Origin of the sequence: Bacteroides sp. NSJ-48 (assembly GCF_014287405.1) — a bacterium.
GTDB lineage: Bacteria > Bacteroidota > Bacteroidia > Bacteroidales > Bacteroidaceae > Bacteroides > Bacteroides stercoris.
The window spans coordinates 1-14348 of record NZ_JACOOD010000006.1 but is presented as its reverse complement, the minus strand read 5'-3'; the positions used below and the strand labels follow the sequence as shown (position 1 = coordinate 14348).

Below are 14348 nucleotides of genomic sequence, written 5' to 3'. Positions count from 1 at the left end.
GCGTATTTTAGCAAATTTTCTCTCCAAATAATTTGCATCGTTTTCCGATAATCTCTATTTTTGTATGCAAATCGTATGCACATATATTTGCATACAGACCAAGTAAAGAACCATCAAAAACGGCAGATTATGTACAAGTATTCAAAGGACGGAATTTCGGTGCTGTCGGTACTGGACGCACGCAGGGCGAAGAAAAGCGGCTTGTTCCCCGTGAAGATACAAGTCATACACAACCGCAGGCAGAAATACTATTCCACGGGGCAGGAGCTGTCAAAGGAGGATTGGGCGAACCTTGCGGAAAGCAAGAGCCGCAGGCTCACGGAGGCACGCTCGAACATAGAGAACAGCTTCTCAATCATCAAGGGGCAGGTGGAGGCACTCGCCGAACGTGGAGATTTCGCGTTTGACCTTTTGAGTGTCCGGCTGGGCAGATGCTCCACCGCGACAGTGAACGCCGCGATAAAGGCGAAGACGGAAGAGTTGAAACGTAACGGGCAGGCGGGTACGTACCGCAGCTATCATGCACTGCTGACGGCGGTGGAGGAGTTTGCAGGGAAAGACATTCCGTTTTCTGCCGTCACGGTGGACTGGCTGAACCGCTGCGGAAGATTCTGGACGGGCCAAAAGAAAAGCAAGTCCACGCTCAGCGTCTATTTCAAGATGCTCAAGGCGATAATGAACCGGGCAAAGGCGGACGGCATAATAAAGGAGGCGCACTTCCCGTTCGGCAGGAACAGGTTCGAGATACCCTCAGCCGAGGGCAGGAAGCTGGCACTCACGCTGGAACAGATAAAGAGGCTCGTCACCTATACCGACGGGAGGGAGGAAACCGAACTTTACCGGGACATGTGGTTCTTCTCCTACCTCTGCAACGGCATCAACTTCCGGGACATGCTCTATCTTACTTACGGGAACATCGTGGGCGGTGAAATCTGTTTTGTCAGGGCAAAGACGATGAACACTTCCAAGCAAGTGCGTACCATACGTGCGGTGCTCACTCCCGAGATGCGGAAAATCATGGACCGCTGGGGCAACCCCGATGACGGAAACCCCGGCACGCTCATCTTCAAGTTCGCCACGGGGAAGGAAGACGGCTTCGCCACCAAGCACCTTGTCGATACGGTCATACAGAAATGCAACAAGGTATTGGGCAGGATAGCCGAGGCGGTGGGGCTGCCCCCCGTGACCACGTATTCGGCCCGGCACTCGTTCGCCACCGTGCTCAAGCGCAGCGGGACGAACATCTCCTACATATCCGAAAGTCTGGGGCACTCCAACCTTGCCATAACGGAGAACTACCTTGCCAGTTTCGAGCGGGACGAACGGATGAAGAACGCGCAGTTACTTACCAAATTCGACTGACCATGCCAAGAAAGAAGACCAGAGAGATAAAGATACGGCACCTCAAATGTTTCGGTGCCATATGGGAGGAGCTTTCCGGACATCCCGGGCTTGCCGGATATGAGATAACGGAGGCCGTGATACGCGTGCAGGAGCGGGTACGGCCCACCATAAACAATGTGGAGGCGGTCATCGAACGCATAAGGTTCAGCCACGCCACCCGCAAGTACAGGTATCCCGCCATCCTCGGCAGGGAGATGATAGGCCAGAGCGTACTGGCAAAAATGGCGGGCGTGAGCCGCCAGACCATAGCCCGGTGGGAGGAGCTGGGCTTCATATCGCGCTCCGACATCGGGATACCGGGAGAGAAATATTTCGTAATAGAAGAAGTCATTTCCCAACTCGGAAAGTTAAAGGGTGTGAAATAATAGTACATTCCGAATCACTTGACATATGTGTGCAAAACGGTGCCATTGGAGGATTATGTCCGCCTATTGCACCGTTTCTCTTTTTACCCGCCCCACGCAGTGTCACCCAAAGTCATGAAACGTCCATAAAAGTCATATCCGTGTTAAGTTATTTGCGGTTTGATATTCGCTTTCCTTTATTCTTCCTTTGCGCCACAACCGGTTGGAACGGCTGTGACGACAGCCATAGTAAAACACCCAAAAAGAAAGGAAGGACATGAACCAGATTATTCTTACCACGCCCGAGGAACTCCGGGCAATCGTGAGCGAGAGCGTCTCGCAGACACTGGCGGGGCTGACCCTGCCGAAAAACGAACCCGACAACCTCACGCCGGATGCGGCTGTGGGGGTGCTCGAACAGCACGGGTTCCTGATTTCAAAGGCCCGCCTCTACAAGCTGACCGCCAAGGGGGATGTGCCGTTCCGCAAGTACGGGAACAAGCTGCTGTTCTCCCGCAGGGAGCTGCTGTCATGGGCTGAAAGCCTCGCAAGACGTGTGAACGACAAGGGCGAAGCGGCACTCGCCATCGTCAGAAGCGCAAACCGAAAACTCCGCAGCCATGGAAAGTAACGAGCGTATAGAAGAAGTGACCCGTGAGAACGCCATCATCATCTGGCAGGCCTCACGGCTGAGCATCGGCATGAAATGTGAGAAGGCCCCCGAGATACTGAAGGCGAACGGCACTGTCGTCGGCACACTTGGCAATTTCAGCGCGTCCATCGGCAAGGCGAAAAGCAAGAAGACGTTCAACGTCTCCGCCATCGTCGCGGCGGCGTTGAAGAACGGCACGGTACTGCTGTACTCGGCGGAACTGCCCAAAGACAAGCGGAAAATCCTCTATGTCGATACCGAACAAAGCCCCTATCATTGTCTCAAGGTGATGGAACGCATCCTGCGCATGGCGGGACTGCCGACCGACCGGGACAGCGAGCACCTCGAATTTCTCGCCCTTCGCAAGTACACCCCGAAAGAACGCATCGCAGCTGTGGAGCAGGCCATCTACAACACCCCGGAACTGGGGCTTGTCGTGATAGACGGCATCCGCGACATGGTGTACGACATCAACAGCCCCGGCGAATCCACACGCATCATCTCCAAGCTGATGCAGTGGACGGACGACCGCCAGGTACACATCCACACGATACTGCACCAGAACAAGGGCGACGAGAACGCAAGAGGGCATATCGGCACGGAGCTGAACAACAAGGCCGAGACGGTGCTGCTGGTGGAGAAGGACAAGAACGACAGCGACATCAGCCGGGTGTCGGCCATGCACATCCGGGCGATGGACTTCGAGCCGTTCGCCTTCCGCATCAATGACAGGGCACTTCCCGAACTGGTGGAGAACTATGCCCCGCAGGAGAGGAAGGCCGGAAGACCGCAGCAGGAGCCGTTCGACGCGTACAGGCACATCACGGAGCAACAGCACCGCATCGCTCTGGAGGCGGCATTCGCACTGAAAAGCGAATACGGCTACAAGGAACTGGAGGACGCGCTGATAAATGCCTATGCCGCCGTCGGCGTGAAGCTGAACCACCACAAGGCGGTATCACTCATCACCACGCTACGGAGCAAGCGGATGATAGTGCAGGAGAACGGCAGGAAATACACCTTCATGCCCGATTTCCATTATTAAACCGGCTGCGGAAAAACGCTTCACTTTATTCACGGTGCCTATATATAAGGGAAAAGCGAAGCGGTACGCGGACATCACGCAACCGCTTCACTTAATACCCGTATCCTATATATACGAGCATTTAAGTGAAGCCATGTATATGCCGTACCTTATATAAGAAGGTGCGGGCGAAAAAACAAAAACAGTCATTCATTCAAACACTTACACGTATGGACATTCAGACAGCGAAACAAATCAGCATAGCCGAATACCTGCACAGTCTGGGGTACTCACCCGTAAGACGGCAGGGCGGCAACCTATGGTACAAGTCACCGTTGAGGGAGGAAACCGAGGCCTCGTTCAAGGTGAACACCGAACGTAACCTCTGGTACGACTTTGCCACCGGGAAAGGCGGCAACATCATCGCACTGGCGGCGGAACTCTACGCATCCGACCATGTGTCCTACCTTCTGGAAATGATAGCAAGGCAGGCACCGCACGTGCGCCCCGTCTCTTTCTCTTTTGGCGGGCAGACATTATCACAACCAAGCTTCCGGCAGTTGGAAGTAATGCCGCTTTCTTCCCCCGCCTTATTCTCCTATCTGCGGGAAAGGGGGATAAATACGGAACTGGCAAAAAGAGAATGCAGGGAGGTGCACTATCTGACCGACGGCAAACCCTACTTTGCCGTCGGTTTTCCCAACCGTTCGGGAGGCTACGAGATACGCAACAAGTTCTTCAAGGGCTGCATAGCCCCGAAAGACATCACCCACATACGGCAAACGGAACCGGGGGAAACCTGCTGCCTCTTCGAAGGTTTCATGGACTACCTATCCTTCCTCACGCTGCGGCAGGAGAGGCATCCCGACCGCCCCGCCTTTGACGGACAGGACTGTATCGTGCTGAACTCGGTTTCCAACCTTTCCAAAGCCCTGCGGCCGCTGGGGGATTATGAGCGGATACACTGCTTCCTTGACAACGACCGCGCCGGGCTGGAAGCCCTGCGCGAAATCCAAAGAGAGTACGGTTTGCGTGTCCGCGACGCGTCACATGTGTACAGCGGGTACAAGGACCTGAACGACTACCTGAACGGAAAAAAGTTGTCACAGCAGGCGAACCCGGTACGGCAGGCAAAGCAAGTACAGTGGGTGCAGCAGCCTGGCAAGAAAAAGGGGAAAGGCATCGGAATGTAACCGCACGCATCCCGCAGGCTTTTTGCACAGTGAAAAGCCATAGCTCAATAGGGCGTTTTCTTCACGCAGCGCAAGCGCAGCTAAAAACGCCCTATTGAGGCGAGGGGCCGGCCCCTCTGCACACCCCGTTCGCCGTGAGGCATATCCGCACGGCAGGCGGAATTGTCAAACTTAAAAAGACTTTACAATGGGATATTTCTCACTCGATTTCAGAAAAGCGAAGGGGGCATCCGACAGCCGGATATCCGACCATATCGAGCGCAGGGTGATAGCACCGAACGTCAACCCTACGCGCACGCACCTGAACCGCGAGCTCGTCCGGATGCCCGAAGGCATCAGGGAGCGTGACGATGCGATTGCCGCCCGCATCAGCAGTGCGGGCATCAGAAGGAAAATCACCCACGACCAGGTACGCGCCATCCGTGTCATGCTCTCAGGAACACATGAGGACATGATGGAAATAGAGAAAGCCGGAAGACTGGACGACTGGTGCCGGGACAGCATGGACTGGCTGTACAGGACCTTCGGGCGGGAGAACGTGGTCTCGGCGGTGCTGCACATGGACGAGCACACGCCGCACATACACGCCACGCTCGTACCGATAGTGACGGGAGAGCGCAGGAAGGCGGGGCAGAAGAAGCCGCAGGAGGGAGGGCGAACCTACCGCAAGAAGGCGAATGCCGCCCGGCTGTGTGCCGACGACGTGTTGAACCGCACCAGACTGATTGCCTACCACGACGACTATGCCAGAGTCATGGTGAAATACGGCCTGCAACGCGGGATAAGAGGTTCGGAAGCCCGGCATGTCTCCACCGCCCAGTATTACCGCGATTTGAGGCGGCAGACGGACGAACTGGAAGAGAACGTGCGACAACTCCAAGCCGAGCAGGAAGAGGCGGAAAAACGGCTGGAAACGGCCAGAAAGGAAATCAACACGCAAAAGTTGGAGGCGGTCAAGATGGAGGCAAAGACCGCCATCATAGCGAAGATGGGTTCTCTTTTGGGCAGTGGGAAAATCAGGGAGCTGGAGGCGGACAACCGCAACTTGCAAAACGAAATAGCCGCCCGTGAAGAGAGCATAGAGGACTTGCAGGCCAGTCTGCAACGGCAGCGGGCACAGCACGGCAGGGAACTTGCCACGGTGCAGACCGACTACATCCAAAAACTGGAAAGGGAAAAGGAGCGGACTGCATATCTGCAAAAATGGACGGAGCGTGCGTGCGGCTGGTTTCCTCTTTTCGCCGACGCGATGCGCATGGAGAGGTACTGCCGTTCGGCAGGCTTCACGCCCGAGCAGACGGACCGGCTTTTCACGTTCCAGCCGTTGGAGTACAGCGGGAACCTTTACTCCGAGGAACACAAGAGAGCCCTCTCCGTGACAGGTGCCACTGCGCAGATGGGAATAGAGCAGGGAGAGAGAGGGAAACGCTTTGTCCTGCGCATCAACGGGAAGAATATCCTCGACTGGTTCAGGGAGCAGTTCGAGAGGCTGCTCCGACGGATACGGCCAACGATACAGCAACCGCAACGGAAAAACAAGGGATTCAAACTGTAACGATTATAAATACTTATGTGCCAACATAAAAAATGCAGGAAATATTATTGCACTTCCTGCATTTTTCATATTTTTGCATTTGGAGAGAGAAAACTCCCTCCAAGACATTTTAGAATTTGAAGAAGCGTTATGCTTATCTTGTAATTGGAAACCTGAGAAATTTTCAAAGATGACAAGAACGGCATAGTGGTTCTCACGCATATAGCGTGGGCTGCTATAACCATATCTGTCATCAAAGGTTTTCTCAGGACCTCCAATTTAAGACGTGGCATGCAGTTCCACGCTTCACGTTTAAATAGAAATCTTCCAAGGGACTGGGAAGAGCATGGAGGACTCACAGTATGTATATCTTGCGGCATCCGGCTTCTTTGTCCGACTATTTCCTAAAGGAAACGACCCGTTTCACTTGCCTTTATATTCAACCTTTGTCATTTTATTAAACGAAGTTCCATATGCCAACGATTGATATCATTAGCATTATCAATACTTTTGCCACTGCCATAACAGCTCTTGCCACCTGGAAAGCATTCCGTATGGCATATAAAGCCTATCGGCAATCTCATGAACTAAAAAGAATTACATCTTTTGATTCACTATTCGCACAACTCATGAGCAATCAGCTCTCCCTGTTCGGCAACAACCTGAGCAAGACACGGGTAAATAACCGCTTTGAAGCATGGTTGTCAGACATAAAAAAGGATGAAGATGTGTTCACGAATTTCTTCCATTTCTTTGACCATAATACAGGGCGGTTCAGCAGCATGCATCCTATATCTCCGTGCCGTCTTAATGAACATATATGGCAAAGGTTTCAAAGACAGATAAAAGACTTCGAGAACTTTAACAGATGCTTCAAGTACCTTTATCATGAAATGCAGACCATCCTACTACAGAAAGATTTATGTAAAAGTAAAAAAATGGAGTATACTAAAATCATACAGTGTAGCATGAACGACAGCCAGTTATTTTCCTATCTAATTAACCAGATAATATTCTTCCACATGGAACATTCAAACAGAGGGCAAGAATATATAGACTGGCTGAAAGAATGCGGTTTCTTTGATGATATGTACAAGAAAGAGGAATACCGCACAGTCATCAACCGACTGGGCCCGAGTCTGTGCCGAAAATACATCAGCGATAGTGTATATTCACGATATAACTAACTTAAAATAAAAGGATATGGGAAATTTAAAATCAAAATTATTCATCTGTTCCGGGCTTGTCGCATACCTGCTGTTCGGGCAGGGATGTAGCGATGACAAGGAATCCGACATGCCCATCACTATTCCTTCCACCGAGGACACACAGCCTACGTTACAAAAAGACGGAGGCAGCACCACTTTTTCTTTCAACGCTCCTCAGGCATGGAGCGTGTCCGTTACGGAAACGACAGCAGCCCGTTCCGCCTCATGGCTGAAAGTGCATCCGACAAGCGGTGCTGCAGGGGATGCGACAATAACCATCACCGCAGAACCGAACGCCACCGGAGAGACAAGAACCGCCGAAGTAACCATCAGAAGCGGCAGCCAAACGGAAACGGTTACCGTCACGCAGGACTATTCCAACTTCATCACGCTTGAGCAAAGGGAGATTGTGGCAGGTTCGGAAGAACAGACCGTCACGCTTGACATCACGAGCACCATGGAATACGAAGTGCTGATACCCGACAGCGTAGACTGGATAACGGACGGAGGAAACACACGTGCCGTCACCACCCACAGCCATATGCTTACCATTGCGGCCAACAGCAGTTATGACCCGAGGCAGACGGAAGTTGTATTCCGTGGAAAGACGGACGCTACACTGGCAGACACAGTGAAGGTGTATCAGGCCTATAAGGGTGCGATTGTGGTGGCGAAGAATGAATACGAAGTGGATGCCGTAGGCGGTGCGCTGGATTTCAAGGTGCAGACCAATCTTGATTTGGAGGTGACGGTTTCCGCCGACTGGATAAAGCAGGTGCAAGGGCGTACCCGCGGACTGGTGGAAAAGGACTTGTTTTTTGACATCTCCCCCAATGAGAGCGACTCAGTCGGACGGGAGGCAACCATCACCATCAAAGGAAAGGACACGGGAATATCGCAAGACATACTGGTAAGGCAGACCGCCTACGTTCCGGTACTTGATACGGTAATTTACCGCACGGGATATATATGGGAGGAAGCACATGACAATCTGCCATTACTTTACTATGCCTATGTGGAACGGGAAAGACATTATACCAATGGGAAAGTCTATACAGACAGATTTGTGGATTTAGGACATACAGTGGAATCATCTGCATTTATTGATCCGGTAGACCTCTATCCGGGCAAAGCGGATTGGGGAAATATCTTTTGGGACGAATATACGCAAAACGTGAACGACAGCCTTTGGGTATTTTACCATACTACTACCATACCGGATGTCTCCACGTTGCACTGGGGAGAAGAGTTCGATGATGGCTATACTGGTTCAGCCCCGGGAGAGTGGGAGAACTATGTTGTCAGTAAACTATACGATGATAACGTCAATAACCCAGAGGCCAAGGCCATTCAAGACCAATGGGAAAAGACATCTCTGCCCACCGGATGGTACTTTATAGACACTACTCACCAAAAGAGAAAATTGGTAGAATCATCGGCAGAAGGCTGGGTGGCAAGATTGACACTCAAAGCACGTTTCTACGATCAGTTTCTCGTGATAGACGGCAAGAGAATTGATTTCCTAGCCCACCTGCCGGAAAATATATGGAACGTGTTCGTGAAAGAAGTGCCTGAATCCTCCGGACACGGGATGGGCATTCAATACACCTACGAGTGCAAGTCGCGCTTTATGGAGCGCAATTTCTACATAGCCTGCCATGAAATCGTCTACAGCCACAACGACCCAGACGAGGTGTTTTATTACGACTACTTGAGGATGGAACTCAACGGAAATTCGGGAGGCTGGAACGATGCGGATGGCTACGGTCACTCTATGTCATCCGGTAGGCATCCTGAAGCAGTATTCATTATCTATGCCAATCACCAACCAATTATATCGACCGACTGTAACTGGATGACGGTGGAAAAAATCGAACAGGGAGAAAAAAACGAGCAATACAGCGGCAACCACGTCACTGTATACCAATGGAAGATAAGCATCCCAATAGCCGAAAACACTACCAGTACGGACCGCACTGCCCACCTATACCTGAAAGACACGAAAGGAAATGTGATGCAGACCTGTACAATTATCCAGCAAGACGGAGAGTATGAACATATAAGACACTAGATTTTTCTAATGATTAAAGTTTGTCAGACGGAAAAGAAAATATATTGGAAGGTAAAAGAGAATAACACCTTATTTTGTTTCGTTTTTATAGATATTCGGTAAATAGTATAAAAAGCCAACTAATTAATACTTAAAGTATTGTAAATTAGTTGGCTTTTTTGTATCTTTATATGTTATCTTATTTTTTAGGAGCATTTACTAAACATCCACTTTTATAATGCAAATATTTATTCCTATTTTCTTTTAGATACACCATTTGTATGTAAATTGTATGTTCTATTATTTATATTATCCTATCTTTTAAATGGTAAAATAAAGTAAATCAGATAATTAAGTAAAACATAAAGGACTACAATATATTAACTTATCGTTAATGTTGTGCGCAAATGTAAGAAAAAGATTACCTTTGCGACATATAGTTCGTTGATAAACTGAATAAAAACCAAAGAAACAATGAAAATCGCATTAATCGGTTACGGAAAAATGGGTAAGGAAATTGAAAAGATTGCCTTAAGCCGCGGACACGAAATTGTCAGCATCATCGATGTGAATAACCAAGAGGATTTTGAATCGGCCGCATTCAAAAGTGCCGATGTCGCCATAGAATTTACCAATCCGACGGCAGCCTACAACAATTATATGAAAGCTTTCAAAGCAGACGTAAAATTGGTTTCGGGCAGTACAGGCTGGCTGGAAGAACATGGTGAAGAGGTAAGAAAGCTTTGTTCCGAAGGTGGAAAAACCCTGTTCTGGTCATCTAATTTCAGTCTGGGAGTAGCCATATTCTCGGCCGTCAACAAATATCTGGCGAAGATCATGAACCAATTCCCTGCTTACGACGTAGCAATGAGCGAAACTCACCATATACACAAGCTGGATGCTCCAAGCGGCACTGCCATTACCCTGGCCGAAGGTATTCTGGATAATCTCGACCGCAAAAGCCGCTGGGTAAAAGGTACCTTGCAAGCACCGGATGGAACCGTGTCAGGCTCTGTCGAATGCGCTGCCAACGAACTGCCGGTCAGCTCTATCCGCGAGGGAGAAGTACTGGGCATTCACAGCATCCGCTACGATTCAGAGGCAGACAGCATCACCATTACCCATGACGCCAAGACCCGCAGCGGCTTTGCTTTGGGAGCTGTGTTGGCAGCAGAATATACAGCCGACAAACAAGGTTTCTTAGGCATGAGCGATTTATTTCCATTTTTAAAAGACTAAAGTATTATGAGAAAAGCAACACGTGCCCAATGGGTCAAATTCGGCATAGTTACCCTGCTTTACCTGATGTTCCTTGTCTGGGTGAAAAGTTGGTGGGGACTGATTGTTCTTCCTTTCATATTTGACATCTACATCAGCAAGAAGATACCTTGGAGTTTCTGGAAAAAATCCAAGAATCCGGCTGTACGTGGCATTATGAGTTGGGTAGACGCCATTGTATTCGCCTTGGTGGCTGTTTATTTTGTGAATATCTACATATTCCAGAACTATCAGATACCTTCGTCTTCGCTGGAAAAATCATTGCTGGTGGGTGACTTTCTGTATGTAAGTAAAATGAGCTACGGTCCGCGTGTACCGAACACACCGCTTTCCATGCCGTTGGCACAACACACTTTGCCGATATTCAACACCAAATCGTACATTGAATGGCCGCAATGGAAATACAAACGCGTACCGGGTTTCGGAAAAGTAAAACTGAATGACATTGTCGTGTTCAACTTTCCTGCGGGTGATACGGTAGCGCTTAACAGACAGCAAGAAGATTTTTACAACCTGGCTTACAGGGAAGGACAGCGCGTATATCCCAATAAAATCAATATGGACAGTCTGACGCGCGACCAGCAGCGTACCGTCTACGACCTTTATTACAATGCCGGCCGTAATCTGATTCGTACCAATCCGCAAATGTACGGTGATATTGTGGTACGTCCGGTCGACCGCCGCGAGAACTATGTAAAACGCTGCGTCGGCCTGCCGGGAGATACCCTGCAAATCAAAGATACACAAGTGTACATCGATGGAAAAGCCATCGAGAATCCGGAGGAGATGCAGCTCAACTATTTCGTACAGACCACCGGCCCGTACATACCGGAAGAGATGTTTCGCGAATTGGGCATCAGTAACGACGACCAGATACTGATGACCGATGACTTCACTTATGAAGAAGGACTTATGCAGATGGGATTGGACCGCCGCGATGCTCAAGGCAGACTGACTCCGGTGTATCACCTGCCCCTCACCCAAAAAATGTACGATACGCTCGCCGGCAATAAAAAACTGGTCAGCCGCATCGTCATGGAACCGGAAAACCTTTCAGGACAAATGTATCCGCAAAACCTCTATACAAAGTGGACACGGGATAATTACGGTCCAGTCTGGATACCGGAAAAAGGTGCGACCATTACCCTGAACAAAGATAACCTGCCCATTTACGAACGTTGCATCGTAGCTTATGAAGGCAATACACTGGAACAAAAACCGGACGGCATCTACATCAACGAACAGAAAACAGACACCTACACCTTCAAGCTGGACTACTATTGGATGATGGGCGACAACCGCCATAATTCCCTTGACTCCCGCTACTGGGGCTTCGTACCGGAAGACCACGTAGTAGGTAAGCCTATCGTTGTCTGGCTCTCATTAGATAAAGACCGTGGTTGGTTTGATGGAAAAATCCGTTGGAACCGCATCTTCAAGTGGGTACATTAATACAGTGACCGGAAGTTAGCGATCAATACACACTATGCGGAGAAGGAATTGGAAGATTGCAGCTACCCTGACCGGAGTAATACTTACAGTGATATTGCTCCGGAGTTGCGTTGCAACTTCCTATCTGATTCCTTCCACAGGAATGGAAAACTCACTGTACCGCGGTGAACGTATTCTGGTAAACAAATGGAGCTACGGACTACGGTTGCCTTTCATAAGCTTATGGGGGTATCACCGTTGGGGCGACAAACCAGTACGTAAGGATGACATTCTTGTATTCAATAACCCAGCCAACCTCTCACAAACAGCAATCGACCAGAGAGAAGTATACATCGGCCGTTGCCTGGGAGTACCGGGAGATACTTTGTGGGTAGATTCTCTTTTCTCCGTAATTCCTTCGGAAAAAAACGCTCCCGACCAGAAGTTCCTTTATACATATCCCCGGAAGAAAGAGAAGCAGTTAGACTCACTGCTCACTATCCTTTCTATCCGCCCCAACGTATTATTGGGACAGGATACGGCAAAAAACGTACGCAGCTTCAGCAGGTACGAGTATTATCTGTTGGAACAGGCTTTAGGAACAAACAACTGGATAGAGCCTGCCGATAAAGAAGACTCGGTTGACGTACCGAAACCTCTCATCATCCCCGGCAAAGGGAAAGCCGTACGTGTATATCCCTGGAACATGACACTGCTGCGCAACACATTGGTGTTGCATGAAAGGAAACGGGCAGACATCAAAAATGATACACTATACATAGAAGGAAAACCTGTACAGCATTGTTACTTTATGAAAGATTACTATTGGGTGGGTGCCAACAACTCGATAAACCTGTCAGACTCCCGCTTGTTCGGACTTGTCCCCAAAGACCATGTCATCGGAAAGGCCGCCGTCATCTGGTTCTCAAAGGAGCAGGATACGGGATTTTTCAACGGGTATCGCTGGGACAGGATATGGAGAAGAATAAAGTGATAATCAAACAACCAAATGATAAAGTACCAGGCAGTAACTCCTGCCGGTTCTTATTTTTTAATTTTTAATTCTTAAATGCTCAATTCAAATGACCGTCTATCTTTCTTCCGCCTATCTGGCTCCGGTTGAATACTATACCAAACTGTTGGCATACGACCAAATATATATCGAACAGCACGACCATTATACCAAACAGACGTATCGTAACCGTTGCACCATTGCTGCGCCCGACGGCGAACTTGCCCTTTCCATTCCCACAGTCAAGCCCGACACGCCGAAATGCCCGATGCGTGATATCCGTATCTCCGACCACGGCAACTGGCGTCATCTGCACTGGAATGCCATTGAATCGGCATACAACCATACACCTTTCTTTGAATATTACAAAGATGATTTCCGCCCTTTTTATGAAAAGAAATATGAGTTTTTAGCCGATTTCAACGAAGAACTTTGCCACCTCGTCTGCTCCCTGATAGACATACAGCCAACTATAGAACGTACCTCAGAGTACAAAGCTATATTTACACCCAACGAAGTAGATTTTCGTGAACGCATTCATCCTAAGAAGGACTTCCGCTTGGAAGATACGGATTTTTTTCCGCAACCCTACTACCAGGTATTTCACGAAAAACTCGGCTTCCTGCCCAACCTCAGCATTATCGATTTGCTGTTCAATATGGGACCGGAAAGCTTATTGATATTGCAACAAAGCAATTCATCTGTTCATTCCAATCCCATCACCTGATACAAATTATATAAATTCTGAGACTTTTCTAACAATAAGAGAAGTATTAATTCCATATCTTTGCCATACAAACCTAAAGAATACACATCTGTATAACTAAATACATAAATCATGAAAAACTTATTCGACATTAAAGACAAAGTAATCGTCATAACAGGCGGTTGTGGCATTTTAGGAAAAAACATCGCCAACTATCTGGCCGAGCAAGGAGCTAAAATCGTAATTCTGGACCGTGTGGAAGAAGCAGGCAGGGAACTGGAAGCCGAGCTTAACCGAAAGTCCGAAGCCCTGTTTCTCGTAACCGACGTACTGAACAAGGAAGTGCTGGAAGAAAACAAGAAAGCCATCCTCAAACGCTTCGGCACTATCGACGTGCTGCTGAACGCCGCAGGCGGCAACATGCCGGGCGCTACCATCGCTCCGGACAAGACCGTGCTCGACCTCGATGTGGACGCATTCCGCAAAGTGGTAGACCTGAACCTCTTCGGTAC

At 49.3% G+C, this 14348-nt stretch carries 13 protein-coding genes; all 13 read left to right on the top strand.

Annotated elements, in window-relative coordinates; genetic code table 11:
• Positions 1-129: 129 nt before the first annotated feature.
• Positions 130-1362, top strand: a complete 1233-nt coding sequence (locus H8S52_RS04265; protein WP_122115298.1) for a site-specific integrase — start codon at positions 130-132, stop codon at positions 1360-1362.
• 2 nt (positions 1363-1364) lie between these two features.
• The gene (locus H8S52_RS04260) at positions 1365-1769 is read left to right on the top strand and encodes a hypothetical protein (RefSeq protein ID WP_057281875.1); all 405 of its coding nucleotides are present in this window, start codon (positions 1365-1367) and stop codon (positions 1767-1769) included.
• 256 nt (positions 1770-2025) lie between these two features.
• The gene (locus tag H8S52_RS04255; protein ID WP_186909356.1) at positions 2026-2379 is read left to right on the top strand and encodes a helix-turn-helix domain-containing protein; all 354 of its coding nucleotides are present in this window, start codon (positions 2026-2028) and stop codon (positions 2377-2379) included.
• Complete coding sequence (locus tag H8S52_RS04250; RefSeq protein WP_186909355.1) at positions 2369-3445, top strand: AAA family ATPase; 1077 nt, start codon at positions 2369-2371, stop codon at positions 3443-3445. The genes H8S52_RS04255 and H8S52_RS04250 overlap by 11 nt, the downstream gene beginning before the upstream one ends.
• A 209-nt stretch (positions 3446-3654) precedes the next feature.
• The gene (locus tag H8S52_RS04245) at positions 3655-4617 is read left to right on the top strand and encodes a toprim domain-containing protein (RefSeq protein WP_122115295.1); all 963 of its coding nucleotides are present in this window, start codon (positions 3655-3657) and stop codon (positions 4615-4617) included.
• 187 nt (positions 4618-4804) lie between these two features.
• Positions 4805-6172 (top strand): MobV family relaxase, encoded by a 1368-nt coding sequence (gene mobV, locus H8S52_RS04240; RefSeq protein ID WP_186909354.1) that lies wholly within the window; start codon positions 4805-4807, stop codon positions 6170-6172.
• Between the two features lie 452 nt (positions 6173-6624).
• The gene (locus H8S52_RS04235; protein ID WP_186909353.1) at positions 6625-7338 is read left to right on the top strand and encodes a hypothetical protein; all 714 of its coding nucleotides are present in this window, start codon (positions 6625-6627) and stop codon (positions 7336-7338) included.
• Positions 7339-7354: 16 nt separating this feature from the next.
• A complete protein-coding gene (locus H8S52_RS04230; protein ID WP_186909352.1) occupies positions 7355-9430 on the top strand; it encodes a BACON domain-containing protein in 2076 nt (691 codons plus the stop codon).
• 453 nt (positions 9431-9883) lie between these two features.
• A complete protein-coding gene (gene dapB / locus H8S52_RS04225; RefSeq protein WP_186909351.1) occupies positions 9884-10648 on the top strand; it encodes a 4-hydroxy-tetrahydrodipicolinate reductase in 765 nt (254 codons plus the stop codon).
• Positions 10649-10654: 6 nt separating this feature from the next.
• The gene (locus H8S52_RS04220) at positions 10655-12139 is read left to right on the top strand and encodes a S26 family signal peptidase (protein WP_186909350.1); all 1485 of its coding nucleotides are present in this window, start codon (positions 10655-10657) and stop codon (positions 12137-12139) included.
• A 34-nt stretch (positions 12140-12173) separates the two neighbouring features.
• Positions 12174-13112 carry a signal peptidase I gene (lepB, locus tag H8S52_RS04215; protein ID WP_186909349.1) on the top strand — a complete coding sequence of 313 codons (939 nt, stop codon included), beginning with the start codon at positions 12174-12176 and terminating at the stop codon, positions 13110-13112.
• Between the two features lie 88 nt (positions 13113-13200).
• A complete protein-coding gene (locus H8S52_RS04210; protein WP_186909348.1) occupies positions 13201-13857 on the top strand; it encodes a WbqC family protein in 657 nt (218 codons plus the stop codon).
• A gap of 111 nt (positions 13858-13968) precedes the next feature.
• The coding region (locus H8S52_RS04205; protein WP_186909347.1) for an SDR family NAD(P)-dependent oxidoreductase at positions 13969-14348 on the top strand (380 nt) is incomplete at its 3' end.

Bases quoted from the DNA above. Each gene is read 5' to 3' on its own strand.
- H8S52_RS04210 (WP_186909348.1), top strand. From the start codon at position 13,201: ATGACCGTCTATCTTTCTTCCGCCTATCTGGCTCCGGTTGAATACTAT.
- H8S52_RS04230 (WP_186909352.1), top strand. From the start codon at position 7,355: ATGGGAAATTTAAAATCAAAATTATTCATCTGTTCCGGGCTTGTCGCA.
- mobV (WP_186909354.1), top strand. From the start codon at position 4,805: ATGGGATATTTCTCACTCGATTTCAGAAAAGCGAAGGGGGCATCCGAC.
- H8S52_RS04220 (WP_186909350.1), top strand. From the start codon at position 10,655: ATGAGAAAAGCAACACGTGCCCAATGGGTCAAATTCGGCATAGTTACC.
- H8S52_RS04245 (WP_122115295.1), top strand. From the start codon at position 3,655: ATGGACATTCAGACAGCGAAACAAATCAGCATAGCCGAATACCTGCAC.
- H8S52_RS04265 (WP_122115298.1), top strand. From the start codon at position 130: ATGTACAAGTATTCAAAGGACGGAATTTCGGTGCTGTCGGTACTGGAC.
- lepB (WP_186909349.1), top strand. From the start codon at position 12,174: ATGCGGAGAAGGAATTGGAAGATTGCAGCTACCCTGACCGGAGTAATA.
- dapB (WP_186909351.1), top strand. From the start codon at position 9,884: ATGAAAATCGCATTAATCGGTTACGGAAAAATGGGTAAGGAAATTGAA.
- H8S52_RS04255 (WP_186909356.1), top strand. From the start codon at position 2,026: ATGAACCAGATTATTCTTACCACGCCCGAGGAACTCCGGGCAATCGTG.
- H8S52_RS04260 (WP_057281875.1), top strand. From the start codon at position 1,365: ATGCCAAGAAAGAAGACCAGAGAGATAAAGATACGGCACCTCAAATGT.
- H8S52_RS04235 (WP_186909353.1), top strand. From the start codon at position 6,625: ATGCCAACGATTGATATCATTAGCATTATCAATACTTTTGCCACTGCC.
- H8S52_RS04250 (WP_186909355.1), top strand. From the start codon at position 2,369: ATGGAAAGTAACGAGCGTATAGAAGAAGTGACCCGTGAGAACGCCATC.